General features: G+C 60.6%; 21 protein-coding genes and 1 pseudogene. 17 read left to right on the forward strand and 5 right to left on the reverse strand.

Translation table 11 applies throughout. From position 1 onward, the window contains the following. Nucleotides 1-36: 36 nt before the first annotated feature. From EGY12_RS21500 to EGY12_RS21570, 15 genes and pseudogenes are all read left to right on the forward strand, one after another. Nucleotides 37-521 (forward strand): annotated as a pseudogene (locus EGY12_RS21500) (type VI secretion system amidase effector protein Tae4). Further along, nucleotides 518-877, forward strand: coding sequence for a T6SS amidase immunity protein Tai4 family protein (locus EGY12_RS21505; RefSeq protein WP_123895294.1), 360 nt, complete (start codon nt 518-520; stop codon nt 875-877). Before EGY12_RS21500 ends, EGY12_RS21505 begins: the two are co-directional and overlap by 4 nt. A 159-nt stretch (nt 878-1036) precedes the next feature. Continuing rightward, entirely contained in the window at nt 1037-1495 is a 459-nt protein-coding gene (locus tag EGY12_RS21510; protein ID WP_123895295.1) for a T6SS amidase immunity protein Tai4 family protein, read from the forward strand. 12 nt (nt 1496-1507) lie between these two features. Then, a complete protein-coding gene (locus tag EGY12_RS21515; protein WP_371415434.1) occupies nt 1508-1861 on the forward strand; it encodes a T6SS amidase immunity protein Tai4 family protein in 354 nt (117 codons plus the stop codon). Between the two features lie 243 nt (nt 1862-2104). Further along, nucleotides 2105-3841, forward strand: coding sequence for a type VI secretion system-associated FHA domain protein TagH (gene tagH / locus EGY12_RS21520; RefSeq protein ID WP_123895297.1), 1737 nt, complete (start codon nt 2105-2107; stop codon nt 3839-3841). Beyond that, entirely contained in the window at nt 3841-4614 is a 774-nt protein-coding gene (locus EGY12_RS21525; RefSeq protein ID WP_015378289.1) for a PP2C family serine/threonine-protein phosphatase, read from the forward strand. The genes tagH and EGY12_RS21525 overlap by 1 nt, the downstream gene beginning before the upstream one ends. A 28-nt stretch (nt 4615-4642) precedes the next feature. Then, the gene (locus EGY12_RS21530; protein WP_123895298.1) at nt 4643-5629 is read left to right on the forward strand and encodes a type VI secretion system-associated protein; all 987 of its coding nucleotides are present in this window, start codon (nt 4643-4645) and stop codon (nt 5627-5629) included. A gap of 15 nt (nt 5630-5644) precedes the next feature. Next, entirely contained in the window at nt 5645-6466 is an 822-nt protein-coding gene (locus tag EGY12_RS21535) for a type VI secretion system accessory protein TagJ (protein ID WP_305792267.1), read from the forward strand. Between the two features lie 2 nt (nt 6467-6468). Further along, complete coding sequence (locus tag EGY12_RS21540; RefSeq protein ID WP_123895299.1) at nt 6469-7044, forward strand: type VI secretion system baseplate subunit TssE; 576 nt, start codon at nt 6469-6471, stop codon at nt 7042-7044. 4 nt (nt 7045-7048) lie between these two features. After that, the gene (gene tssF / locus EGY12_RS21545) at nt 7049-8935 is read left to right on the forward strand and encodes a type VI secretion system baseplate subunit TssF (RefSeq protein ID WP_123895300.1); all 1887 of its coding nucleotides are present in this window, start codon (nt 7049-7051) and stop codon (nt 8933-8935) included. Next, nucleotides 8932-10002: a type VI secretion system baseplate subunit TssG gene (gene tssG / locus EGY12_RS21550; protein WP_123895301.1), complete on the forward strand. Its 1071-nt coding sequence runs from the start codon at nt 8932-8934 to the stop codon at nt 10000-10002. Before tssF ends, tssG begins: the two co-directional genes overlap by 4 nt. A gap of 57 nt (nt 10003-10059) precedes the next feature. Then, nucleotides 10060-12714, forward strand: a complete 2655-nt coding sequence (tssH, locus tag EGY12_RS21555; RefSeq protein WP_123895302.1) for a type VI secretion system ATPase TssH — start codon at nt 10060-10062, stop codon at nt 12712-12714. Nucleotides 12715-12763: 49 nt separating this feature from the next. Further along, nucleotides 12764-14209 carry a serine/threonine protein kinase gene (locus EGY12_RS21560; RefSeq protein ID WP_123895303.1) on the forward strand — a complete coding sequence of 482 codons (1446 nt, stop codon included), beginning with the start codon at nt 12764-12766 and terminating at the stop codon, nt 14207-14209. Nucleotides 14210-14352: 143 nt separating this feature from the next. After that, nucleotides 14353-16938 carry a type VI secretion system Vgr family protein gene (locus tag EGY12_RS21565; protein WP_123895304.1) on the forward strand — a complete coding sequence of 862 codons (2586 nt, stop codon included), beginning with the start codon at nt 14353-14355 and terminating at the stop codon, nt 16936-16938. Nucleotides 16939-16941: 3 nt separating this feature from the next. Beyond that, nucleotides 16942-17694 (forward strand): hypothetical protein, encoded by a 753-nt coding sequence (locus EGY12_RS21570; RefSeq protein WP_123895305.1) that lies wholly within the window; start codon nt 16942-16944, stop codon nt 17692-17694. Nucleotides 17695-17866: 172 nt separating this feature from the next. Here EGY12_RS21570 and sbmC read toward each other — a convergent pair whose 3' ends face one another. The 5 genes from sbmC to rclC form a co-directional block, all read right to left on the reverse strand. Next, complete coding sequence (gene sbmC, locus EGY12_RS21575; protein ID WP_123895306.1) at nt 17867-18334, reverse strand: DNA gyrase inhibitor SbmC; 468 nt, start codon at nt 18332-18334, stop codon at nt 17867-17869. Nucleotides 18335-18357: 23 nt separating this feature from the next. Next, nucleotides 18358-19200 (reverse strand): tryptophan 2,3-dioxygenase, encoded by an 843-nt coding sequence (gene kynA, locus EGY12_RS21580; RefSeq protein WP_049201271.1) that lies wholly within the window; start codon nt 19198-19200, stop codon nt 18358-18360. A gap of 147 nt (nt 19201-19347) precedes the next feature. Then, nucleotides 19348-20685 (reverse strand): reactive chlorine resistance oxidoreductase RclA, encoded by a 1338-nt coding sequence (gene rclA / locus EGY12_RS21585; protein ID WP_123895307.1) that lies wholly within the window; start codon nt 20683-20685, stop codon nt 19348-19350. 37 nt (nt 20686-20722) lie between these two features. Further along, complete coding sequence (locus tag EGY12_RS21590) at nt 20723-21106, reverse strand: DUF302 domain-containing protein (RefSeq protein WP_253722986.1); 384 nt, start codon at nt 21104-21106, stop codon at nt 20723-20725. A gap of 68 nt (nt 21107-21174) precedes the next feature. Next, the gene (rclC, locus tag EGY12_RS21595) at nt 21175-21747 is read right to left on the reverse strand and encodes a reactive chlorine resistance membrane protein RclC (protein WP_123895309.1); all 573 of its coding nucleotides are present in this window, start codon (nt 21745-21747) and stop codon (nt 21175-21177) included. Nucleotides 21748-21884: 137 nt separating this feature from the next. Between rclC and EGY12_RS21600 the strand changes: the two genes are divergently transcribed. Continuing rightward, nucleotides 21885-22760 (forward strand): cupin domain-containing protein, encoded by an 876-nt coding sequence (locus EGY12_RS21600; protein ID WP_123895310.1) that lies wholly within the window; start codon nt 21885-21887, stop codon nt 22758-22760. 159 nt (nt 22761-22919) lie between these two features. Then, nucleotides 22920-23957: a LacI family DNA-binding transcriptional regulator gene (locus EGY12_RS21605; RefSeq protein ID WP_123895311.1), complete on the forward strand. Its 1038-nt coding sequence runs from the start codon at nt 22920-22922 to the stop codon at nt 23955-23957. The last annotated feature ends 251 nt before the right edge of the window (nt 23958-24208 follow it).

A 24208-nucleotide genomic window follows, 5' to 3' on the forward strand; every position in this document is an offset into this window, starting at 1 on the left:
CGGGGGTTCATAATATGGATACAATGGAGAGTCAGGATGAAAAAACCTCTATTTGGGCCCGCATGGATTCGTTTTTCTGAAGTCAATATCAATGTAAAAAAGTGGGTGCATTGATTGGTGGAAAAGTAGAAAGCAATATTGAAAACGGTATTTTTGAAAATGCTTGCCCTATACGAATGAGCTATGTACTCAACTATACAGGCATACCAATTCCCTCTAACTCCGGTTATGCGACTGTGTCTGGTAAAGATAAGAAATGGTATCTTTATCGTGTTAACGATATGATTCTCTTTCTAGAAAAGAACTTCGGCAAGCCTGATATCACGGTGAAATCCCCTACCCCAGCTAAATTTTCAGGTAAAAAAGGGATAATGGTTATACAAGGAAATGGCTGGCGAAATGCCAGAGGACATGTCACATTATGGAACGGTGACATTTGCTCTGACTCTTGTCATTTCATGGGGGATCCTGAGAATGGATCTTTTGTTCCTGAGGTCGCATCACTTTGGATATTAAAATGAAGACTACCCACATCGCCCTTGCTCTTCTTCTCGTTTCGCCTATGCTGCTGGCGGAAGATATAAAAATAGAAAACTTACCTCAAAGCGAGCTTTATGAAAATTGGCTGGTTAGCCGCTGCATTGGGAAGTCTACTGACTCAGAAAAAACCAAGCAAGATGCCTTCCGTTCCGCTTCCGCCTATTTAGAATTCAGTAAACTCCCCATGGATGCATTCGAACAAGGCGAAAAACTGGCTGAACAGTACGCCAATAAAAATAGTCAAGGCTCAGTTAAAGGAAGTTATCATACTTTAGATTGCCTTTCGCTGCAGAATTCCAGTGAAGCTAAAGCCATCTTCGAACGTTACTCTAATTAATAATTAATATTGCAGATTGCAATTTTATAAAATTATTAATTCAAGAAAATTAGAGTTTTATTAACTATTTTCACTGGGTATTAGCCATCAAGCATTGAGATACTCATGCGCTGGTTATCTACTACTCTGCACAAACCATACGGATTTTGGAGTGTTGAGATGAAAAGAATCCTTATCTCCTTTTTTTGCCTATATGCCACTTTTGCTATAGCGCAAAAAAATCAAGAAGAGTCGATTGAAAAGTGGCCGCCGCAAGCGGCGTACAGAAGTTATTTTCAAAACTACAAGGATATTGCTCTAACCTACTGCATTTCCGGCGCTTATAAGACATCACCAGAAGCCAGCAAAGATGCAATTGCCTCATCGAATGGAATCGATGCTTGGTCATACTATGCAATTCGTGATGAAGAATCCCCTATCATTGCGCTGACAAAGCAGTACTTGCAAAAAAATTACAATGCTAAGGACGGAAAAAGCCGCTTAGACTTAATGAAGTGCATGGATATGTACCATAGTGAAGATCTTGACAAACTTGCGAAAGACTATGTACAGCGCCCTAATGATAATTGGGTGAAAGACAATCCGGGTAGAGTAAATGAAAAACCGTCTCGGAAATAATCAGTGAAAAGAATCTTACTGACTGTGACCATCGCCGCAACGTTGAACGCTAATGCAGCGACAAAAATTGACTATTCCTCTGCCGAATACCTCAAAAACTACGCGCTTAGCGTTTGTATCGCCGAGGGATACTCAGCAAAAGAAGTCAAAAACGACGCCGCCGCCGCTGCTCGGGGTTACGCGGAATTCGGCGATTATTCTCTGGAAGCGCATACCGCTGTCAGGACGCTGGCAAAAGAATTTCTGGCAAAGCACTATGACAGCATGTCTGGGGAGCCGATGACGATGGCAAAGTGCATCGATCTTGTACATAGCCAAGCGCTGCAAACCATCATCAAGAAGTACCAAGGGAAAGACGACAACTGATATCAGAATTAGTTATGAGAGAGCCCTTACCCTTGAGATGTTCAACGGAATTTCATTTCACCTTCTTATTCCATAATTCTTTCAATTAATAACAAAAGCATTTCGTAAAATTAAGACTACAACAAGCCTTAGTGAACGAGTTAAGAAACAACTTAACGGCTTGCCAAAATATCCGCCAATTTTGGCAAGCCAAAGATCGAATCATTAATTATTGCACTACCTACTAATCAGCAGGAATGCCTTATGCGATTTTCCATTGTAAAAAATAAAAGCGGCCAGGTTCCGCCACAGAGCAGTTGCGATTTTCTGCCGCCGGGCGGCACCATCGGCCGCAGCGTGGACAACAATCTGGTGCTGCCGGACGAAGAGCGCGCCATTTCCCGCCTGCAGGCGATCGTGCATATTTCCGCTGACGGCGAATGCCGTATCACCAACCGCGGCAACGTCACCCGCGTGCTGCTGAACGACATTCCGCTGGAGCGTGGCCGCCAGGTTGAACTGCAGGACGGCGACGTGCTCGGCATCGACGATTACCAGATTGAAGTCAGCGCGCTGCAGCAGCACGCCGCACCACAGGCCCAACCGGTGGCTAAGGCCGCCGCCGTTGCCGCGGTTGCGGCCCCTGCAGCAGCCGCCCAAGAAAAGTCCGCCGCGCCAATCCCCAACGAAATCTGGGACAGTCTGGTGGAAGAATTTACGCCGAATGCGCCGGCCGCAGTCACGCCGCCGCCGGTCGCCAATCCGAACAATCATCCGCTGCTGGACACTCCCGCTCACGAGCTGAACCCGGCCGATCCGCTGGCGCAGCTGGCGGGCGATGTCGATCTGCGCCAGCTGCAGCAGCAGCAAACCGATCCGGCGGCGCTGTTCAATACCGACACCACCTTTGAGCGCGAACACATCCTGGCCGATACCACCCCCAGCGCGCTGCTGGCGGAGCAGGCGGCGCCAGTGCGGCCGGCAACCCCGGCTCAGAATGCGCAGCAACCGGAGCAAGAGCTGGATCCGCTGGCGCTGTTCGGCGGCTCATCCGCTCCCGCGTCGCCAGAAACGCTAAACAGCAACGATCCGCTGGGGCTGCTGATGGGCGGCGCCGTGCCGCTGGCTCAGCCGGAGGAACCGGCACAACCGCTCGCACCGCCGTCTCCGCCGCCGATCGCCGCACAACCGCAAGCGCCGCGCTCGCAGCCGACGCCGCCACCCGTGCAGATCCCCGAGCCACAGTCCCAACCTGCGCCGCAGTTCAGCCAGCAGGAACCGCCTGCGCAGCCACCGCGCCAGCGCCAGGGCAACCGCCTGGGCATCGATCCGGTCGCCTACCAGTCCGCTCAGCGGCAGCACACCGCCGTGCCGAATGGCGACACCTTAGAGGGGCCGCTGCTGACGGCGCTGCTGCAAGGCATTGGTCTCGACGATCTGCAGCCGCAGCCGCATTTCGACGAACGACAGATCCGCCAGGCCGGCCGCCTGCTGAGCCTGTTCTCACAAGGCACCGTCGCCCTGCTTTCATCCCGCTCGATCCTCAAGCGCGGCGTGAAGGCCGAGATGACCATGATCCTCGACGAGGCCAACAACCCGTTCAAGCTGCTGCCTTCGGGCAAAACGGTGCTGATGCAGATGTTCGGCAGCCAGATGCCAGGCTTTATGCCGCCGGAGCAGGCGGTACGCGACGCGCTGATCGACCTGCAGGCGCACCAGCTGGGGATGATCGCCGGCATCCGCGCCATCATCGCCGCCATGCTGCAGTCGTTCAACCCGGAGCGCCTCGAAGAGGAAGCACGCAAGGAAGGCGTGGCGCCGCGTCTGTCGCTGCCCGCCAACCGCAAGGCTGCGCTGTGGGACTACTTCGTGAAGAACTATCAGCAAACCTCCGGCGAGATCGAGGACGATTTCCACACCCTGTTCGGCGAAGCCTTCCTGCACGCCTATGACGTTGAAGTGAATCAATACAAAGACTCACAGACCAAACCGGACGCGTAATGAATATCACCATAGCCTCTACCTCCAACCAGGGCGGCCGCGCCTCCAACCAGGATCAGACCGGCGAGGTGCTCGGCAACCGCGCCGCCTGTTTCGTGGTGTGCGACGGCATTGCCGGCTTTCCGGGCGGCGATATCGCCGCCAAACTGGCGCGCGACACCATTTTGCAAAACTTCGACGGCGAAAAGCACCTGAACGCCCAGAGCATTCGTCAGCACATCACGCGCGCCAACGCCGCCATCCACCAGCAGCAGCGGCAGTCGGACGAATACAGCAAGATGGGTACCACGCTGGTCAGCCTGTTTATCGATCGCGATTACCAGCTGGCCTACTGGGCGCACGCCGGCGACAGCCGCCTGTACCTGTTCCGCCGCGGCTACCTGCATGCCGTCACCACCGACCACAGCCTGATACAACAGATGCAAGACGCCGGTTATCAAACCAACGGCATCAACAGCAACCTGCTGTATTTCGCGCTGGGGCTCAATGAAGAACGCGACGCCACCTACAGCGACGTGCTGCAGCTGGAAGACGGCGACGTTTTCCTGCTGTGCACCGACGGTTTCTGGCACAGCTTCAGCCAGGCCGAACTGGAACAGTCGCTGCACATGGTCAACTCCCCCAGCGAGTGGATCGCCCTGATGCAGCAGGCATGGAAGAAAAACAATAACAGCGATAACTACAGCGCTATCGCCGTCTGGATTGGCTCACCGCAGGAAACCACCCTGCTGCATTCACTGGCGGATGCGGAGCGGTTTCTGAGCCGCGACTGAGCAGCGCATATTCACAGCAAGGTTCACTATGAAATATTGGATGCCGGGGCTCGTCGCCCTGATGGCGGTACCGACCGCGCAAGCGATGAACTATCGCCTGGTTTACTCCCCCAGCCAGAAGCTGGAAGTGTTTATCGATGACGTCAAAAACAGCAATCCCGAAAGCTGGTGCGGCAAAAGCATTCCGCTGCGCATCGTCGCGGCGCAAGGCAAAGATCCGGCGGTGCTGAACGACTTTCTGCCGCGCGTTGGCAATCTGCTGGAAAAGCAGTGCTCGAAAGCCGGCCAACTGCCCTGGACGCTGACCGACAAGCGCGGTGAAAAACTGGCCAGCGGCGACGCCGCCAAAGCGCGCGGCTGGAAGCCGGTAGTCAAACAAGAAACCGTCGAGCAGCCGGAAACCCCGCCGCAGCCGGCGATCCCTGCGGCGGTGGCCGTGACCTCTCCGCAGGCGGACACCGCGCCGCCTCAGCGTTTCAACCTGCCGCAGGGCTGCCACTTCCGCACCTTCTGGCATGACGACGCCAACGGCGGCGCGCTGTTCATTCCCGCCGGCGACGCGCTCCGCTGCGGCGAGGACGGCTGGCTGCAAGGCAGCGGCGCGGTCACGCTGCAACAGGGCGGCCAAACCCTCTCGCCGACATTGTGGTTCCTGCAAGGCTATCCGCTGGCGCAGCTCAACGGCGGCGATCGCGCGCTGACCGTCGTCAGCGCCAACGCCCAACGGCTGGTGCTGGGCGGTAACCCGCAGGCGCCGGGCAGCTTCCTGCTGCTGAGTTTCGAACCGAAGCTGCACGCCTGGGCGTTCAACGGCGAAGCAATCGTTGAAATGCCGCGCATCGACGCCGCTGACGAGAACAAGGTCAAACAGCGCGTGCAGCAGGCGCAAACCGCCTGGCAGCCGCTGCTGAGCGCCCCCGCTCCGCTGACCTTCAAGCTGGTGGAAAAGCTGGCCGCAGACCGGGTCGATCCCGCCAGCGGCAGCTACCTGTCGGTTAACGGCGCCACTCACTGATTATAAGGAAAGCCCGTGAAATCATTAGCAAGCATGCTGCAAGGCCAGTCGATCGGCGCGGCCATCACCGCCGTCGAAAACGAGATCAAGGCGAAACCGGCGGATGCCGACCTGCGCGCCGCGCTGGTGCAACTGTTGTGCCTGAGCGGCAACTGGGCGCGCGCCAACGCGCAGCTGAAATCCTGGCAGGCGCTGAAACCGATCGCCCAACCGACCACCTTGCTGCTGATGCAGTCGGTCAACGCTGAGCTGCAACGTCAGGCGGTGTTCGCCGGCACGGCCGAGCCGGCGCTGCTGCGCCAGGATCAGCCCTGGCTGACACTGATGGTACGAGCGCTGCATCAGGATGCGCAAGGCGCGGCCGAAGCGGCCCAGGCACTGCGCGACGAAGCGCTGGAAGCCGCACCGGCCGGCGCCGGGCGGTTAACGCTGGCCGAAGGCGACCAAGAGCGACAGCTGAGTTTCGACTGGCTGACCGACGGTGACGGCCGCCTCGGGCCGGTGTGCGAGCTGGCGCTGAACGGCGTTTACTACTGGCTGCCGTTCGCCGACATCGCCGCGATCCAGTTCCAGGCGCCGCAGAGCGCCATCGATCTGGTATGGAGCCATGCGCTGGTGCGCCTGACCGACGGCCGCGAACAGGTGTGTCAACTGCCCGCCCGTTATCCGCTGGCCGAAGGCAGCGACGACGCGCTGCTGCTGGGCAAACGCACCGAATGGCAACCGTTGGGCGACGGCACCCACTATGCGGGGCTGGGCCTGAAGACCTGGCTCAGCGAAAACGATGAATTCCCGCTGCACAGCCTGCGGCAGCTGAGCTTCGACGCGAGCGCCTGAACATGAACGATAAGCGCCCACCCCACTACGACGGCGGCGATTTGAGTCGCCAGGGTTACCGCTTTCGCCAGGACAGCGAGCGCCTGACGTCGCGCGACAAAATGCAGCCGGTGCTGCTCGATATGCTGACCGACGACGAACCGCAAAAAAAGCAGGAGGCGCAAGTGCGCAACCTGGTGTCGCACAGCGAGCTGCGCCGCCGGGTACTGCGCGATCTGCAGTGGCTATTCAACTGCGTCAACAGCGAGTCCAATCTGGATCTCGGCGATTTTCCGCAGGTGCGGCGCTCCACCCTGAATTACGGCATCGCCTCGCTGGCGGGCAAGCGCATGTCGGATATCGAATGGCTGGACATTCAGCGCGCGTTGACCGAATCCATTCTCCATTTCGAGCCGCGCATTTTGCCCGAGGGGCTGCAGGTGCGCTGCATCTCGGACACCGGCTCGCTGGAACTGCACAACGTGCTGTCGATCGAAATCAAGGGCCGCCTGTGGTGCGTGCCCTATCCGCTGGAGTTTCTGTTCCGTACCGACGTGGATCTGGAAAACGGCCACTTCGATCTGAAAGACATAGGGTAAGGCGATGGACAGTAAACTTTTAGATTATTACAACCGCGAACTGGCCTATCTGCGTGAGATGGGCGCCGAGTTCGCCGAACAGTACCCGAAGGTCGCGGGCCGTCTCGGCATGCGCGGCATCGACGTGGCGGATCCTTATATCGAGCGCCTGATGGAGGGCTTCGCTTTCCTCACCTCGCGCGTGCAGCTGAAAATGGACGCCGAGTTCCCACGCTTTTCTCAGCGCTTGCTGGAGATCATCTACCCCAACTACCTGTCGCCGACGCCGTCGATGGCGATCGCCGAGCTGCAGCCGGACAGCAGCAAAGGCGACATCAGCAACGGCTTCGTGGTGCCGCGCGGCACCATGATGGACAGCCAGACGCTGAAGAAAAGCGGCATCACCTGCAGCTACACCACCGCCCATGATGTCACGCTGCAGCCGGTGCGCATCGCCGGCGTCGAGCTGGGCGGCATTCCGGCCGATATCCCGCTGGCCTCGCTGGGGCTGCAGCACAGCGGCTGCGTCAGCGCATTGCGCATTCGTCTCGAATGCTACGAAAGCGTGACGCTCAATAACCTGCAGCTGGATCAGCTGATGTTTTACCTGGCCGGGCCGGACATGCAGGCGCAGCAGCTGCTGGAACTGCTGATGCAGCACAGCGTCGGATTGATCGGCCAAACAGTGGAGGCGCAGCCGCAGCGGCGGGCGCTGGCGCTGGACGGGCTGCGGCAGGAAGGCTTCGCGGCCGAACAGGCACTGCTGCCCAACGATCTGCGCAACTTCGAAGGCTACCGGCTGCTGCAGGAGTACTTCGCCTTCCCGGCGCGCTTCCAGTTCTTCAGCGTCAACGGCCTGCGCCCGCTGCTGCAGAGCGTGCGCGAAGGGAAAAAGGCGCTGCGTCAGTTCGAGATCGTGGTGCTGCTGGATCGACACGACGCCGCGCTGGAACGGGTAGTCGATATCGCTCATTTGGCGCTGCACTGCACGCCGGTGATCAACCTGTTTCCGAAGGTCGCCGAACGCATCGCGATCAACGAAAAAAACCACGAATACCATCTGGTGGTCGACAATATCCGGCCGCTGGATTACGAAGTGTTCTCAGTGCAACGGCTCGGCGGCAGCGCCAGCGAGAAACGCTACGAGCAGGAGTTTCGGCCGTTTTACAGCACCCTGAGCGCGGACGACGGCAACTATGGCGCCTACTTCTCGCTGCGGCGCGAACAGCGCACGCTGTCGGAGCACGCCCGCCGCTACGGCACCCGCACCGGCTATGCCGGCTCGGAAGTTTTCGTGTCGCTGGTGGACGAGCGGCAATCGCCGTGGCACAGCGATCTGAAATACCTCACCGCCGACGTGCTGTGCACCAGCCGCGACCTGCCGTTGATGCTGCTGCAACAGGATCAGGGCAACTTCGTGATGCCCGACTCGATCCCGATCAAACAGGTTTCGCTGCGCAAAGGCCCCACCCCGCCGCGCCCGGCGCTGGCCGAAGGGATGATCACCTGGCGGCTGATCAGCCAGCTGCAGCTGAACTACCTCAGCATGATGGACGGCGATCCGGAACAGGGCGCCGCCAGCCTGCGCCAGCTGCTGGGGCTGTACGGCAACCTGAGCGAGCCGGCGATCGCCAAACAGATCCAGGGCGTGCGCCACTGCAACCTGCGGCCGGTCTATCGGCGAGTGCCGGAGCCGGGCCCCATCGTGTTCGCACGCGGCATCGCCATCGATCTGACGGTCGATGAGCAGGCGTTCTCCGGCAACAGCCCTTACCTGCTCGGCAGCGTGCTGGAGCGCCTGTTCTCGCGCCTGGTGGCGATGAACACCTTCACCGAGATGACGCTCTCCAGCCAGCAGCGCGGCGAAATCGCCCACTGGCAGGCGCGCATGGGCAAAAGGACGCTGATATGAGCGCGGAGATGATCGCCACCGAACTGGCGCCGCCGCAGATCAACGCGCTGTATCGCCTGCCTGACGACTTCTGGCCGCGGCTGCGCAGCGCGCCTTACAAACACGATCTGTTTCAGCTGCTGCGCCGTATCGACGCCCAGGGCGGCCAACCCTACCTGCTGGGGCGTGCGCCGCTGCCGCGTCACGAGATGCTGCGCCTGGGCCAGGAGCCGTCGCTGTCGTTCGCGCCCTCCACGCTGGCGCAGGTGGCGCCGCGCGCCAACAGCCCGCTGCACGACGTCTCGATCTTCAGCTTCGGCCTGTTCGGCCCCAACGGACCGCTGCCGCTGCACCTGACCGAATACGTGCGCGAACGGGTGTACCACCATCAGGACACCACCCTGCTGGCGTTCACCAACCTGTTCCATCACCGGCTGACGCTGCTGTTTTACCGCGCCTGGGCCGACGCGCAGCCGACGGTATCGCTGGATCGCCCGGACAACCGGCGCTTCGACGAATACCTGTCGAGCCTGATCGGCATCGGCCAGCCGGCGCAGCAGGAACGCGACAGCATCAACGCCCACGCCAAACATTTTATGGCCGGTCATCTGATTCGCCACAGCCGCGATCCGGAAGGCCTGAGCAAGATTTTGCAGCAGTATTTCAAGGTGCCGGTGCGCATCGTCGAAAACGTGCCGCACTGGCTGCGGGTGGAGCCGCGCGAGCAGGCGCGGCTCAAGGCCGGGCGCGGCGCGCCGCGGCTCGGCGAATCGGCCTTTCTCGGCATCGCGGTGCGCGATATTCAGCACAAATTCCGCATCGAACTGGGGCCGATGCCGCAGCGGGACTATGACCGTTTCCTGCCCGGTGCCGAACTGTGCCGGCAACTGCGTGACTGGGTGCGCCAATACCTGGGCATCGAGTTCGTCTGGGAAGTCCGCCTGATCCTGGCAAAGGAACAGGCACATGGCACCCAACTCGGCGGCACGCAACGATTGGGCCTGAGCAGTTGGCTGGCCGACGATCGGCGGCAACGCGATCTCGACGATCTGATCTTCAGCCCCGAACCGCTGGAAAATCCGTTCTGACCCTATTTCGGCCGGCGCCTTGCGGCGCCAAGGCCACTCTGAGACCTGAGGAAAACCATGTCTGAAATCAGCCGCTCGGTATTATTTGGCAAACTGGATAGCCTGTTATTCACCTCTCTGGAAAGTGCGACGGCGTTTTGCAAGCTGCGCGGTAACCCCTACGTCGAACTGGCGCACTGGCTGCATCAGCTGATGCAATCGCCGGACGGCGATCTGCAGCAGATCGTCCGCCACTTCGCACTGGACGAGGCGCAGCTGGCGCGCGACATCGTCGAGGCGCTCGATCGCCTGCCGCGCGGCGCCAGCGCCATCTCCGATCTGTCCGAGCACATCGACAGCGCGGTAGAACGCGCCTGGGTCTATGGCTCATTGAAATTCGGCGCGGCGCGTATCCGCGGCGGCCACCTGCTGCTCGGCATTCTAAAAACCTACAGCCTGCGTCATCTGCTGAAGGCCATTTCCCCGCAGTTCGAGCGTATCAATGCCGATCTGTTGATGGATCAGTTCGCCGCCATCACCGCTCACTCGGCGGAAAATGCCCAGGATGCGCCGGCGGAAAGCAGCGCCGAGAACGTATCCGGCGCGCCGCGCAGCGGTGAAAGCGTGCTGGCGCAGTATGCCCAGGACTTGACCGCCAGAGCGCGCAACGGCGAGATCGACCCGGTGGCCGGCCGCGATGAAGAGATCCGGCAAATCATCGATATCCTGATGCGCCGCCGCCAGAACAACCCGCTGCTGACCGGCGAAGCCGGCGTCGGGAAAACCGCGGTGGTGGAAGGCCTGGCGCTGCGCATCGTGGCCGGCGACGTGCCGCCGCAGCTGCGCGACGTGAAACTGTGCCTGCTGGACATCGGCATGCTGCAGGCCGGCGCCGGCGTCAAAGGCGAGTTCGAAAAACGGCTGCAGGCGGTGATCGACGAAGTGCAGTCCAGCCCGACACCGATCATCCTGTTTATCGACGAAATTCACACCCTGATCGGCGCCGGCGGCACCCAGGGCACCGGCGACGCCGCCAACCTGCTGAAACCGGCGCTGGCGCGCGGCCAGCTGCGCACCATCGGCGCCACCACCTGGTCGGAATACAAGAAATACATTGAGAAGGATCCGGCGCTCACCCGCCGTTTCCAGGTGGTGCAGGTACACGAGCCGAGCGAAGACAAAGCGCTGCTGATGCTGCGCAGCACCGTCAGCCCGCTGGAGCAACACCACCGCGTGCTGCTGCTGGATGAAGCGGTAGACGCCGCGGTGCGGCTGTCGCATCGCTATATTCCAGCCCGCCAGCTGCCGGACAAGGCGGTGGCGCTGCTGGATACCGCCTGCGCGCGCGTGGCGGTCAGCCAGCACGCCGAGCCTGCCCAGGTCGAAGACTGCCGCCACCGCATCGATGCGCTGCAGATAGAGTTGGATATCGCCCGCCGCGAGGCCAAGGTCGGCATCGGCGATCCCCAGCGCCCGCAGGAGATTGAAGCCCAGCTGACCGCGCTGCGCCAGGAGTTGGAACAGTTGACCGACCGCTGGCAGCAGGAGCTGGCGCTAATCCAAGAGATCATCACACTGCGCGCCCAGCTGCACCGGCAGGAAGAAGAGTCTATTGAAGAAGAGACGCAGGCGCGCCCTGACGCCGACGCGCTGCGCGCCCAGCTGGGCGAACTGCAGCAGCAGCTGAGTGCGCTGCAAGGTGAAGCGCCGCTGATCTTCGCCGCCGTCGACGCCAACATCGTGGCGGCGGTAGTGGCCGACTGGACCGGCATCCCGCTGGGACGCATGGTGAAAAACGAGATTGAGGCGGTGCTGCAACTCTCCGACACCCTGAACCAACGCGTGATCGGCCAACGCCATGCGCTGGATCTTATCGCCCGCCGGGTGCGCACTTCGCGGGCGCGGCTGGACGATCCGAACAAGCCGGTCGGGGTGTTCCTGCTAGCCGGGCCGTCCGGCGTCGGCAAGACCGAAACCGCGCTGGCGCTGGCGGAAACCCTGTACGGCGGCGAGCAGAACGTCATCACCATCAACATGAGCGAATTCCAGGAGTCGCACACCGTTTCGACGCTGAAAGGCGCGCCCCCGGGCTATGTCGGCTACGGCGAAGGCGGCGTGCTGACCGAGGCGGTGCGCCGCCGTCCTTACAGCGTGGTGCTGCTGGACGAAATCGAGAAGGCGCACCCGGACGTGCATGAGATCTTCTTCCAGGTCTTCGACAAAGGCTGGATGGAGGACGGCGAAGGCCGCCATATCGATTTCCGCAACACCATCATCATCCTGACCTCCAACGTCGGCACCGATCTGATCGCCGGGTTGTGCAGCGATCCGGAGCTGCTGCCGGAACCGGAGGCGCTGAGCGGCGCGCTGCGCCAGCCGCTGCTGTCGGTGTTCCCGGCCGCCTTGCTCGGCCGACTGCTGGTGGTGCCGTATTACCCGCTGACCGACGCCACGCTGGGCAACATCGTGCGCCTGCAGCTGGGCCGCATTCAACGTCGCCTGGCGGAGAATCACGACATCGTCTGCACCTTCGACGACGCGGTCATCGAACAGATCGTCAGCCGCTGCACCGAGGTAGAGTCCGGCGGCCGCATGGTCGACGCCATCCTGACCAACACCCTGCTGCCGCAGATCAGCCACACCCTGCTGACCGGCAGCGCCAACGACCAGCGCTATCGCCAACTGCATATCGCGCTGCAGAACAACGAATTCATTTGTCAATTTCAGGCATAACGCCGCGGCCGCCGAGACGGCGGCCTTTTGAACACAGAGAGTCATCACTATGTCGGGAACCGGGATAACCAAACCGAATTCGAACAGCCTGCCAAGCGGCTATCGGTTCAACGAATTCGAGATCCAGGAAGCGATCGGCGAAGGCGGCTTCGGCATCGTCTACCGCGCCTACGATCACCAACTGGAACGTACCATCGCGATCAAAGAGTACATGCCGACCTCGCTGGCGAAACGCAACGACGATCTCAGCATCGGGCTGCGCGGCGAACGCTTCGGCAAAACCTTCCAGGCCGGGTTGAACAGCTTTATTCAGGAGGCGCGCCTGCTGGCCCGCTTCTCGCACCCCGGCCTGCTGCACGTGCTGCGCTTCTGGGAAGAGAACGGCACCGCCTACATGGGCACCCAGTTTTACAGCGGCACCACGCTGAAGAACCTGCAGGCGCAGCAGCCGGAGAAAATCGACGAGGCGTGGATCCGTCGGCTGCTGCCGCCGCTGTTCAGCGCCATCAACACCATCCATCAGGAAGGCTACCTGCACCGCGACATCTCGCTGGACAACATCCAAATCCAGGAGAGCCAGCTGCCGGTGTTGCTGGACTTCGGGTCGGCGCGCAAAGAGATCGGCAACCTGTCGGACGAAACGGAGATCATGCTGAAACCGGGCTTCGCACCGATCGAGCAGTACACCGAGAACAGTGACGGCGAACAGGGGCCCTGGACCGATATCTACGCGCTGGGCGCCGTGCTGCACACGCTGATCGTCGGTTCGCCGCCGCCGGTCAGCGTGGTGCGCAGCATCGAAGACAGCTATCAGCCGCTGGCCGAGCGCCGCCCCGCCGGTTACTCGCCGGAGCTGCTGCGCACCGTCGACCGCGCGCTGGCGCTGAAGCCGGAAGACCGTCCGCAGACCATCGATGAAATGGCGGAGCTGTTGCATCTGCCGATCGCCGACGAAAACGAAATCGTCAGCACCCCGGCCGCCGCGCCGGAGAACCTGCTGGTGGCCGCCAACCCGGCAGCCGCAGCCGCAGCCGCCGGCGCCGTTACCGCGCGCAGCACCCGATTCTCGCGGCCGATGATGGCCGGCGCCGGCGTCGCGGCACTGCTGGTGATCGGCGCCGTCGCCTGGCTGAGCGGCGGCAAAGACGATGCCCAGGCCGTGGCCCAAAACACCGAGGCGTCACCGGCGCAGAAACCCCTGACGGAGCAGCCGAGCGCGCCGCAAACCGTGCCATCTGCGCCGGTGGAACCTGAAAAGGCGGCGCCGCCACCGCAGCCGGTGGCGCTGGTGTATTTCAAACTGCAGCCGGGCGAGCAGGTCAGCCTCGACGGTAAGCCGCAACAGGTGACGCCGGGCGAAAACGGCTTCGCCAGCCTGAACCTGGCGCCGGGCCGTTATCAGCTGGAGATCCGCCACAACGATCGGCTCCGCCAGCAGCAACTCAGCATCGACGCCGCCGGTACCTGGTTGGTCAATCCGGCCACCGCCGGTTAATTCCGTTCTGAAGCCCCGTTGCGGCGGGGCTTCCCCTATTTCATGAGACTGACGCACCACTGCCCACCATCATTGGCCACGCGGCAAGGCCGCTGCAACGCCGGGGTATGCAGGGCACAACGTCAATCACAGAGGACGTTCTCATGTTGGATCGCATTATTGCGCACACGCCGCTGGGCCAGGAGCAACTGCTGTTCCGCTCACTGGACGGCATCGAAGCGCTTTCCACCCCTTTCGACTTCTCTATTGAATTGCTGAGCACCGACGCGCGGCTCGATCGCAAAGCGCTGCTCGGCCAACCGCTGACGCTGGAGATCCCGACTCAGGGCTTTCTCAGTGCCCCGCGCTACCTGAACGGCAAGATCACCGCCATCGCCGTCAGCAGCGAAGAGATCGGCGGCACCCGCTACGCGGTGTATAACCTGCACGTGCAGCCGGATCTGTGGCCGATGACCAAGGACCGCAACTTCCGCATCTTCCAGGAACAGACGGTGCCGCAGATCGTCAAGACTCTGCTGGCGGAGCACAACGTGCAGCTGGAAGATCAGCTGACCGGCGACTATCGCCTGTGGGGCTACTGCGTGCAGTACAACGAAAGCAGCTTCAACTTCATCAGCCGCCTGATGGAGTTGGAGGGCATCTATTACTATTTCAAACACGAAATGGGCAAACACACGCTGGTGCTCGGGGACGCCCCCCACCATCACCAGCCCTATCCCGGCTATGAGATGATCCCCTACCACCTGACGCCGTCGGGCGGCAGCACCAGCGAGGAAGGCATCAGCCAGTGGACGTTGTCCGATCGCGTCACGCCGGGCATCTACAGCCTGGACGACTACGATTTCCGCAAACCGAACGCCTGGCTGTTCCAGGCGCGGCAAAACCCGGTCTCGCCGACGCCGGGGCAAATCGACTTTTACGACTGGCCGGGCCGCTACACCGAGCATCAGCAGGGCGAGTTCTACGCCCGCGTACGCCAGGAGGCCTGGCAGGCCGAACATCAGCAGATCCGGGGCACCGCCACCGCGATGGGCATCGCTCCCGGCAGCACCTTTACGCTGTATAACGCCCCACACGCCGACGACAACCGCGAGTACCTGACGCTGCAGGCCAACTACCATCTGAAAGAGAATCGCTACGCCAGCGGCGACGATCAAAGCAGCGAACACCGTATCGACTTCACCGTGCTGCCGGCGGACGTGCCCTGGCATCCGCCGCAGCAGGCCACCTGGCCGAAAACCCACGGGCCGCAGACCGCCCGGGTGGTCGGCCCGGCCGGCGAATCGATCTGGACCGACAAATACGGCCGCATCAAGGTGAAATTCCACTGGGATCGGTTCGGACCGAAAGACGACGGCAGCTCCTGCTGGGTGCGCGTCTCCAGCGCCTGGGCCGGCCAGGGCTACGGCGGCGTGCAGATCCCACGCGTCAACGACGAAGTGGTGGTGGACTTTATCAACGGCGATCCGGATCGGCCGATCGTCACCGGGCGCGTCTATAACGAAGCCAGCATGCCGCCGTGGGCGCTGCCGGCCGCCGCCACCCAGATGGGTTTTATGAGTCGCACCAAGGACGGTACCGCCGACAACGCCAACGCCCTGCGCTTCGAAGACAAGGCCGGCGCCGAACAGGTGTGGATCCAGGCAGAGCGCAACATGGACACCCTGGTGAAAAACGATGAAAGCCACAGCATCGCTAACGACCACACGCATCTGGTGGGCGGTAACCAGATCAAACGGGTGGTGCTCAATCAGGCCACCGGCGTCAAAGGCGATGCCTCCGCGCTGACCGGCAAAACGCGCAGCGACGCCGTGGTCAACGCCTTTACCCTCGGCTCCGGCGAGTCGCTGCGGCTGGAGTGCGGTGAAAGCGTAATCGAGCTGCTGGCGAACGGCCAAATCAACATCACCGGCACCAGCTTCAATATCACGGTGAAAGAGGACGGAGAGATCAATACCGGCGGCCAGTTGGATCTCAACCAGCCCGGCGGCGCCGCACGCACCGCCGCACCGGGCGGCGGCCATCAGGCGGCGATCCAGAGCGCCGTCGATCAGCTGTTCCCGAACGCGGAGGCGAGTGGTACGCCGGGAAAGCCGGTTAACGCCACCCCTCGGGCGGCGGCGACAGTACCGCCATCTATCACGCAGAATGCTCAATCGACAACAAAACCCGGCAGAATTGATAATCGGGTTGTTGAATCGGTCATGGCTTCTGAAGGGGGGGCTGGAGAACAAGGTGGACGGCGTGAGTTATACGGATTCAGACAAGGGAATGGCACTGCCTATGACAAGATCCTCGCGGCTCGTAACCAATATGGCCAAGGCAGCGCTGAAGAGTTTGAGGAAGTATCCAAAGCAATGAGTGCATCGGCGAAGTCTGCCGGGGCACTGAATTTTACCGATCCAGGAAAACAAGGGGCAATAACCTCATTGGCGCATATGCGTGGTTCATCTGGCGCACAAGCGATCCTGAACTCCATGGAATCCGGACGAATAGTTAAGGCTGATACCTTAACACCAGAGGCAATATCCAAAATTGAAAGCATGTCATCGGAAAACTTTCAGGATAATTTACTTAAAGCCCGGGTAGAATACGATAAAGCAATATATGGGAATACCATCACGACGCAGGGTGGTAAACAGTACAACTGGTGGGCCCGTTATGGTAATGGCCTGCAAAAACGGTATGCCCGGGAAGCAGAAGAATTTTTAAAGTTATCAAGCGAGTGATTTATGTTCAAAAAGATCTTATTACCTGCATTATTTACTGCTTCTTTACTCTGTTCCGTTGAATCCACAGCAGCGATAAACCTGTTGCAATATAACAAAATTAGCACAGTAAGCGGGCTTGTTAACGATAAAGCAGTCACTGACAGTCTCAAAAGCACACTGGGTCAGGACTATGAGAAATACATCAGCAATTTTGATGTTTTCGGTGAACCTCATTCAGTCCCTGGCGGGGGGTTATTTGCTGAAGGCTGGCTGAAGGATCTTTACCTGGAAAGTGCCTCTGCTTTGGTCATCAATCCCGATGGGAAAATTTATGCTGCCTGGGTTGTACCTGACTCTGATGTCATAAATTACAAATCTTCTGATAAAGATGCCCCCATGAATAAGGAGATTCAGCATTGGGCTGAACGCTTCAAAAACATGCAATTCGCCACAATCAACGAAAGAAAAAAGATGAGGGCGACAAAAGAATATTTTGATACGCAGTCATTCTCTATCAAACTCACGACCATTTGCTCCAGTAAAGGCGATTGTAATGATGCAACTTACTATGGAAAACGTAAAAAAGATGGTGCCGCTTTAACTTTACAGGGCAAAGCGACACGAGCTGATTGCAATACAGCCCCATGCCCAATCATTGGTTATGAATTTAAAAACGCATCAACAACTTATATGCTCAGTAAAATTGATAACACCCTGACAGTCATAAAGGATGGTAAAATATTAATGAATCAGAAAGGGGAGTGGGTGAAATAGTCACCGAATAATCTCTAATCTCCACGCAGTAAGATGGGCCTTGGCCGATATGTAAATACCGCCATCGGGATTATCCCCATCTTTCCGCCGTTCCTTCATCGAACAGGAATGACAACCACAGGCTGAATCGGCACATACTATCGACTCAGCCTTTCTTCGCATCAACCCGTCCTCACCACTTCTTCACCGTCTGGTAAATATCGAGGTCGAAATAGCCGTCGGCCTCGCAGTCGTTGAGATAGTGTTCGTAGCTCACCCCCTCAACCGGCTGGTAGCCGCTGGCCGGCAGCAGCTTCTGATAGAACTCGCCCCATACCCGCTCGAAGTCGCCATCGCTGATGCGCACATGGTAGACCGCATACTGCCCGGCGGGCAGCGTCTGCACGGTTACGCCCTCGCTGCCTGCCGGCAGCGCAAAATCGTCCGCGACGCTCATCACCACGTCGGCGCGCAGCTTTTCCGGCGCCACTTCCGCCGGATCGTCCCAATACAGCACCAGCCATTTGCCGAACGGCACGCCGTGGTGCTGCCGCCATGCCAGCAGTTGCTGCGAGCCCTGCGGAATCGTCTGCGGATACGGCCCCACGACTCTGACCCCCACCACCTTCTCCGCCGCTTTATCGATAATCCTCACGCTCATCGCCCTTATCCTCTCTCGTTATCTCAGGCGCCGATTTCGGTGCGCACGTCCAGCAACTCGGGGAAAAAGGTCAGATCCAACGCCTTTTTCAGGAAGCTGACGCCGCTGGAACCGCCGGTACCCGACTTAAAGCCGATGATCCGCTCCACCGTTTTCATATGGCGGAAGCGCCACAGGTGGAAGCTCTCTTCGATATCCACCAGCTTCTCCGCCATTTCATAGGCTTCCCAGTAGGTCTGCGGGTTGTCGTAGATCACTTTGAACGCCGGCAGCAGATCCGGGTTGCGCTGATAGGGCTGCGTCCAGTCGCGCTCGAGGCACTCCTGCGGGATCGGCAGGCCGTGGCGCGCCAGGTACAGCAAGTATTCGTCGTACAGGCTCGGCGCTTCGAGGATCGCCTTCAGCGCCGCGTGTTTTTCCGCATCGCTGCTGAACACCGCCAACATCGCCGCATTCTTGTTGCCGAGCAGGAACTCGATCGAGCGGTATTGGTGCGACTGGAAGCCCGACGAGCTGCCCAGCACATCGCGAAACTCGACGTACTCCGACGGCGTCAGCGTTTCCAGCACCGCCCACTGTTCGAACAGCAGCCGCTGGATCTGTTTGACGCGCGCAAGGATTTTGAAGCAGTGGCTGAGTTTGTCCTGCTGCACCAGCCGCACTGCCGCCCGTAGCTCGTGCAGCATCAGCTTCATCCACAGTTCGGAGGTTTGGTGCTGTATCACGAACAGCATTTCGTCATGATGCGGCGGGTTGGAGAGCGGGTGCTGGCAGTCCAGCAGCGAGTCCAGGCACAGGTAGTCGCCATAGCTCATGCGTTTGGAAAAATCGGTGACAATCGCGCTTTCTAATTCCCGTTTGTTCATCTGTGATCTCCGTTGCGCCCAGCGCCCCATCGGCCTGGAACGTGCCGCAAAGAGAAAACAATAGTACAGAACCCGCCGCCCCGAAGGGCGATAAACGAGAGGTGCTTCGCAGATCTCACTCATCTGCGCCGCCCCTCTCGCCCCGCTTTACCCTATCAGCCCAAACAGGTCGTTCAGCGACTCGCTCATGGTCGGGTGGGTGAACAGCTGATCGCGCAGCCGGGTATAGGGCAGCCCGGCGTCCATCGCCGTTTTGACGATGTTGATCATCTCGTGGGCATCACGGCACAGCAGCGCCACGCCGAGGATTTGGCCGGTCTGCGCATCGACCACCGCCTTCAGCAGGCCGCGCGTGTCGCCCAGCACGCGGGCACGCGGGATCGCCGCCGCCGGCAGCGTGGCGACCTTAATGTCGCGCCCCTGCTGCCGGGCCTGATCTTCGCTGAGGCCGATGCGCGAGAAGCTGGGTGTGATGAACACCGAGTAAGGCACCGCGCCGCGATCGGCCGTGCTGCGTTTACCCGCGCCGAACAGGCTGTCGCGCACAATGCGGAAATCGTCCAGCGAGATATAGGTAAACTGCGGCCCGCCGTTGACGTCCCCCAGCGCCCAGATATGCGGCACGCTGCTGCGCAACTGCGCGTCCACCCGCACGGCACCACGCTCATCCGTCTCAACACCGGCGCGCGCCAGCTGCAAACCGGCAGTGTTCGGTACGCGCCCGGCAGCTACCAGCAGCACATCAAACTGCTGTACGCCGCCCTGATGCACCACCTCAACGCCCCCTTCCACATCGCGCACCTGCTTCACACCGGCGTTAAACGTGAAGCTGACCCCTGCATCGCTCAGGATTTGCTGTATCGCCTGCGCCATATCGCGGTCTTCCCGGCCGAGCAACGCCCCCGCCTCTTCGAATACCGTCACGGCGCTGCCGAACTGCGCGAACATCGAAGCGAACTCCAGCCCGATATAGCCGCCGCCGATAATACCCAACCGCGCGGGCCGCTGCGTCAACTGCAGCAGGCCGGTGCTGTCGTAACTCCGCTGCGAACGATCCAACCCGTCGATCGCCGGCCGGCGGCTGACGGCGCCAGTGTTGATGAAGATGCGCTCGCCGCTCAGCACCTGCGTTCCCGCCACACCCTGCACGCTGATGCGGTGTGGATCGATAAACTCCGCCCGTCCGTCGATCACCGTGACCTGTTCAAGCCCCGCCAGGTTTTGATAGTTTTTCTCCCGCAGCAGGCCGGTCACCTGCCGCTTGCGCGCCATTGCCTGGCTGAACGCCTGTTCGCCCGGCCCGTGAAGCTCGGCATCGTGCACCAGCGTTTTGGTCGGGATGCAGCCGATGTTGATGCAGGTGCCGCCATACATCTGCGCCGACGCCTCCACCATCGCCACGCGCCATCCCTGCCCGGCCAGAAAGGCCGCCAGCGTTTTGCCGGCCTTGCCAAAACCGATGATAATCGCCTGATAATCGTACATTGTGTCGCCTCGTCTCGTGATGTTCATCGCCGGTCAATCAGCGTATTGCAGCCTCAACTAACCGCTCCAGCGGCCTCAGCGCCGCGATCTGTCGTTCGTCAGCCCCGGCGCTCCGCTTTAAACTTTCCGCCGGGTGGTAGCTGACCTGCGTTTTGCCCCGCTCGTCTTGCGCAATCAGCACCCTGAACGGCAGATCCAGCGCCAACGCCGGCCGCGCCAGCATCAGCGGCGTGCCCGCCAGCGGGTTGCCCAGCACCAGCACCGTGGTAGGCGGCATCGCCAGATGATGCTCACGTGCCGCTCTCGCGTGATCGAGCTCGGCAAACAGCGTCACGCCCTTCTGCTCGGCCGTGCTGATAATGCGCTGACGCGTCTCCTGATAAGCGTAGGCGCTCTCTACCGTTCGGGTTTCTTGCCCCATCGTCCCCTCCGCCACTGCAGAACAGGCCAACAGCATCAGGCTGCCGGCCACGGCCCGGTTCATGACGCTCATGCGGCCTTCCCCCGCCACTGTTTCTCGAGCACACTGCGCGCCGAATCCGCCATGATCATCACCGCGCCCGCCAGCATCAGCGTGTCCTTCAGCACCAGGCGCCCGGCGCCGGAAAGATAAGGGAAGCCGTGATGCGCATCGCCCAGCGCCGGCACCCAGGCCTCCGGGGTGGTGGCCAAAAAGGTCAGCGTCACCAGCGGCGTGCAAAAGGAGAGCATGCCGCCCAACAGCCCCAGCCATTTGGAGAGGGGATTGGCCAGCACCAGCAGCGCGATCGCCACCTCTACCACGCCCAGACCGTTGGAAAAACCATAGGTATTATTGGCCTGCTGCCAGGCGCGAGCATCGAGGTTCAGTTCGCCTTCGTGCGTCAGGTGCGCCTTATAGTCCTGCGGCATGTCATAGAAAAACGACATCAGCGGGCTGTTGGCGACGAACGGCGTGATGCTGTCCGCTTCGTAAGGAATGAATTTGAGCAGGCCAATCCATAAAAAGACGATGGCAATGCTGAGGCGAATCAGCGTTAATCCCAGCTTGTCGCCCTTGCTCAGAAAGAATAGTATTTTCATTACCGGCTCCATGTCATTGATAATTCATGCATCGCAGCGGCGCCCTCCGCATCGCTGCACTATCGAACCGATCTTAGTGCTTCGCATTACGCCGGCCCATTGCCGAAACAATCAGCTTCTTAGCCAGGAGTCTCAAAATGGATCCGCTCAGCCAACTGTTGATGCTTAACGACATGCGCGGTTATGTGGCGCGCGATTGTCATTTCAGCGGCGAGTGGCGCTCGCCGCATGCCGCCGGGGAGTGGAGCCAGATCCGCTGGCACATGGTGCTGGCGGGCAGCTGTCGGCTGGAGATCCCCGGCGGCCGGCCGGTACCCCTGGAGCAAGGCAGCCTGCTGTTCTTGCCGCACAACTCAGCCCACCGGCTGCTGCCGGAGGTGGCCGATAGCGCCACGCACCTGCTGTGCGGCGTGCAAATCTTGCCGCACGGCGCATCGCCGCTGCTGGCGAGCCTGCCGGAATGTTTGCTGTTCAACAGCTGCCAACAGGGACGGCTGGCGCTGCTGCAGGCGACTGGCCAGCTGCTGAGCGATGAGTTCAGCCAACAGGGCCAGGGGCACAGCGCCATTGTCAGTCAGACCATGGCGCTGCTGTTCGCGCTGGCGATCCGCGCCTGGCTCGCCAAGCCGAATCAGAGCGGCAATCTGGTCGCCGCGTTGCTGCACCCGCAGTTGGGCAACGTGGTTGAACAGATGCTGCGCCGCCCGCAACACTCCTGGACGCTGGTGGAACTGAGCGAACTGGCCCATATGTCGCGCGCCAACTTCGCCCGCGTCTTCCGCCAGGCCACGCAGCAAACGCCGCTGCAGGCCCTTACCGCCATCCGCATGCAGCTGGCGGCCCGGCTGCTGGCGCGCCAGGCGTTGCCGCTGAGCCGTATCGCCGAACAGGCCGGCTACTCGTCGGAGGTGGCGCTACACAAAGCCTTCACCCGCCACTTCGGCCTGACGCCGGGAAAATTTCGCCAGCAGGCCGCCGAGGCACCGCCGGACGCCGGTCCGATCCCGGCGTAACCGCCCACCCCGCCTTATTGTTTAGTAAACAACACGGCCGCTGTCTGACGATTCTCACAAATGCGCAATCCCATGCGCGCGGCACTCCGGTTGCGGCTTGCCTGCGGCCGGCTTCCCTTATAGATTGCAGGCTAACGGCAGGCAGCAAGGTATCGGCAAATGGCAAATATTCGTGATGTCGCGCGGTTGGCCGGCGTTTCCATCAGCAGCGTGTCGAACCTGCTGAATAACCGCAGCCACCAGATGAGCGCGCAGACTCGTGAGCGCATCGAACAAGCGATGGCGGCCCTGGGCTATCGGCCGGCCCGAGCGGCGGCGGTACCCGCACCGCAGGCGAAGATCATCGGCCTGCTGCTGCCGTCGATCGTCAACCCGAGCTTTTCAGCGCTGGCTCATGCGGTCGACGGTGCAGCACGGGCTTATCGCTACCGCGTCTTGCTCGGCAACGCCTACCGCCAGGAACAGGAAGAGGCCGCATTTATCGACGATATGTTCCTGCATGGCGTGCGCGGCATCATCGTGGCGGCGAGCGACATTCGCCAGACCCATTTTGTCCGGGCCGCCGAGCGGGGCATGAAGATCGTCAGCTACGACAATCCGTTCCCCGAGCAGGCGGCCATCGATACTCCGCTGTTTGACAGCGTGTCGATGGACAATATCGCCGCCGGGCGCCTGGCCGCGCAGCACCTGCTCGAACGCGGCTGCCGACACATCGTGTTCGCCACCGAAGCGACGCTGACCGTCGGGCGCAGCCACAAGATCGACGGTTTTCTGAGTGCGCTGGGGCACAGCCTGAGCGAACGCCAACGGGTGATCGAAGGCAAGGCCAACAGCGCCTACGGCGACACGGAAATGTTCGAATTGGGGCTGACGCTGGCGCCGCGCGTGCTCGCGTTGACGCCGCGCCCGGACGGCATCGTGGCGATTAACGATGCACTGGGCATCGGGCTGATGGTGGGATTGCGCACCGCCGGCGTCCAGGTGCCCGCAGACATCTCGGTGATCGGCATCGATAATATCGCGCTTGCCGGCCTGGCCGAACCGGGGCTGACGTCCGTCAGGCCGCCGCTGGCGGAGATGGCGCTGCTGATGGTCGAACGCCTGATCGGACGCATCAACAATGATTCGCAACCGCCCGGCGAATTTCTCTTCCCGCCGACGGTCATCAGCCGACGCTCGGTCAAAGCCGCCGGCTAAATGAAATAATGACGTCTTCCCCAGACGATGCGCAGAGGCATCGTCCGGATTGGTATCAGCCAAAAACAAAGGAAAAGGCCGGCGCGCTTAAGGGATACCCGCGCCCCAATGAATCAGTGTCGTGCCGTTATTTAACGTTCAGCTCAGGGTAATGAGCCGGGCTTCTATTATTCCGATTAACCACATTGGAAATATCAAAATGAAAATAAACAAGCCGCAGGATATTGAACGCAGCGCTATCAGGAAATTGA

Source organism: Serratia sp. FDAARGOS_506, from assembly GCF_003812745.1.
In the GTDB taxonomy this organism is placed as follows: Bacteria; Pseudomonadota; Gammaproteobacteria; order Enterobacterales; family Enterobacteriaceae; genus Serratia.

Excerpts from the sequence above, each read along its gene's own strand:
- EGY12_RS21505 (WP_123895294.1), top strand. The coding sequence starts at position 518 with ATGAAGACTACCCACATCGCCCTTGCTCTTCTTCTCGTTTCGCCTATG.
- EGY12_RS21510 (WP_123895295.1), top strand. The coding sequence starts at position 1,037 with ATGAAAAGAATCCTTATCTCCTTTTTTTGCCTATATGCCACTTTTGCT.
- tagH (WP_123895297.1), top strand. The coding sequence starts at position 2,105 with ATGCGATTTTCCATTGTAAAAAATAAAAGCGGCCAGGTTCCGCCACAG.
- EGY12_RS21525 (WP_015378289.1), top strand. The coding sequence starts at position 3,841 with ATGAATATCACCATAGCCTCTACCTCCAACCAGGGCGGCCGCGCCTCC.
- EGY12_RS21530 (WP_123895298.1), top strand. The coding sequence starts at position 4,643 with ATGAAATATTGGATGCCGGGGCTCGTCGCCCTGATGGCGGTACCGACC.
- EGY12_RS21540 (WP_123895299.1), top strand. The coding sequence starts at position 6,469 with ATGAACGATAAGCGCCCACCCCACTACGACGGCGGCGATTTGAGTCGC.
- tssF (WP_123895300.1), top strand. The coding sequence starts at position 7,049 with ATGGACAGTAAACTTTTAGATTATTACAACCGCGAACTGGCCTATCTG.
- tssG (WP_123895301.1), top strand. The coding sequence starts at position 8,932 with ATGAGCGCGGAGATGATCGCCACCGAACTGGCGCCGCCGCAGATCAAC.
- tssH (WP_123895302.1), top strand. The coding sequence starts at position 10,060 with ATGTCTGAAATCAGCCGCTCGGTATTATTTGGCAAACTGGATAGCCTG.
- EGY12_RS21560 (WP_123895303.1), top strand. The coding sequence starts at position 12,764 with ATGTCGGGAACCGGGATAACCAAACCGAATTCGAACAGCCTGCCAAGC.
- EGY12_RS21565 (WP_123895304.1), top strand. The coding sequence starts at position 14,353 with ATGTTGGATCGCATTATTGCGCACACGCCGCTGGGCCAGGAGCAACTG.
- EGY12_RS21570 (WP_123895305.1), top strand. The coding sequence starts at position 16,942 with ATGTTCAAAAAGATCTTATTACCTGCATTATTTACTGCTTCTTTACTC.
- sbmC (WP_123895306.1), bottom strand. The coding sequence starts at position 18,334 with ATGAGCGTGAGGATTATCGATAAAGCGGCGGAGAAGGTGGTGGGGGTC.
- kynA (WP_049201271.1), bottom strand. The coding sequence starts at position 19,200 with ATGAACAAACGGGAATTAGAAAGCGCGATTGTCACCGATTTTTCCAAA.
- rclA (WP_123895307.1), bottom strand. The coding sequence starts at position 20,685 with ATGTACGATTATCAGGCGATTATCATCGGTTTTGGCAAGGCCGGCAAA.
- EGY12_RS21590 (WP_253722986.1), bottom strand. The coding sequence starts at position 21,106 with ATGGGGCAAGAAACCCGAACGGTAGAGAGCGCCTACGCTTATCAGGAG.
- rclC (WP_123895309.1), bottom strand. The coding sequence starts at position 21,747 with ATGAAAATACTATTCTTTCTGAGCAAGGGCGACAAGCTGGGATTAACG.
- EGY12_RS21600 (WP_123895310.1), top strand. The coding sequence starts at position 21,885 with ATGGATCCGCTCAGCCAACTGTTGATGCTTAACGACATGCGCGGTTAT.
- EGY12_RS21605 (WP_123895311.1), top strand. The coding sequence starts at position 22,920 with ATGGCAAATATTCGTGATGTCGCGCGGTTGGCCGGCGTTTCCATCAGC.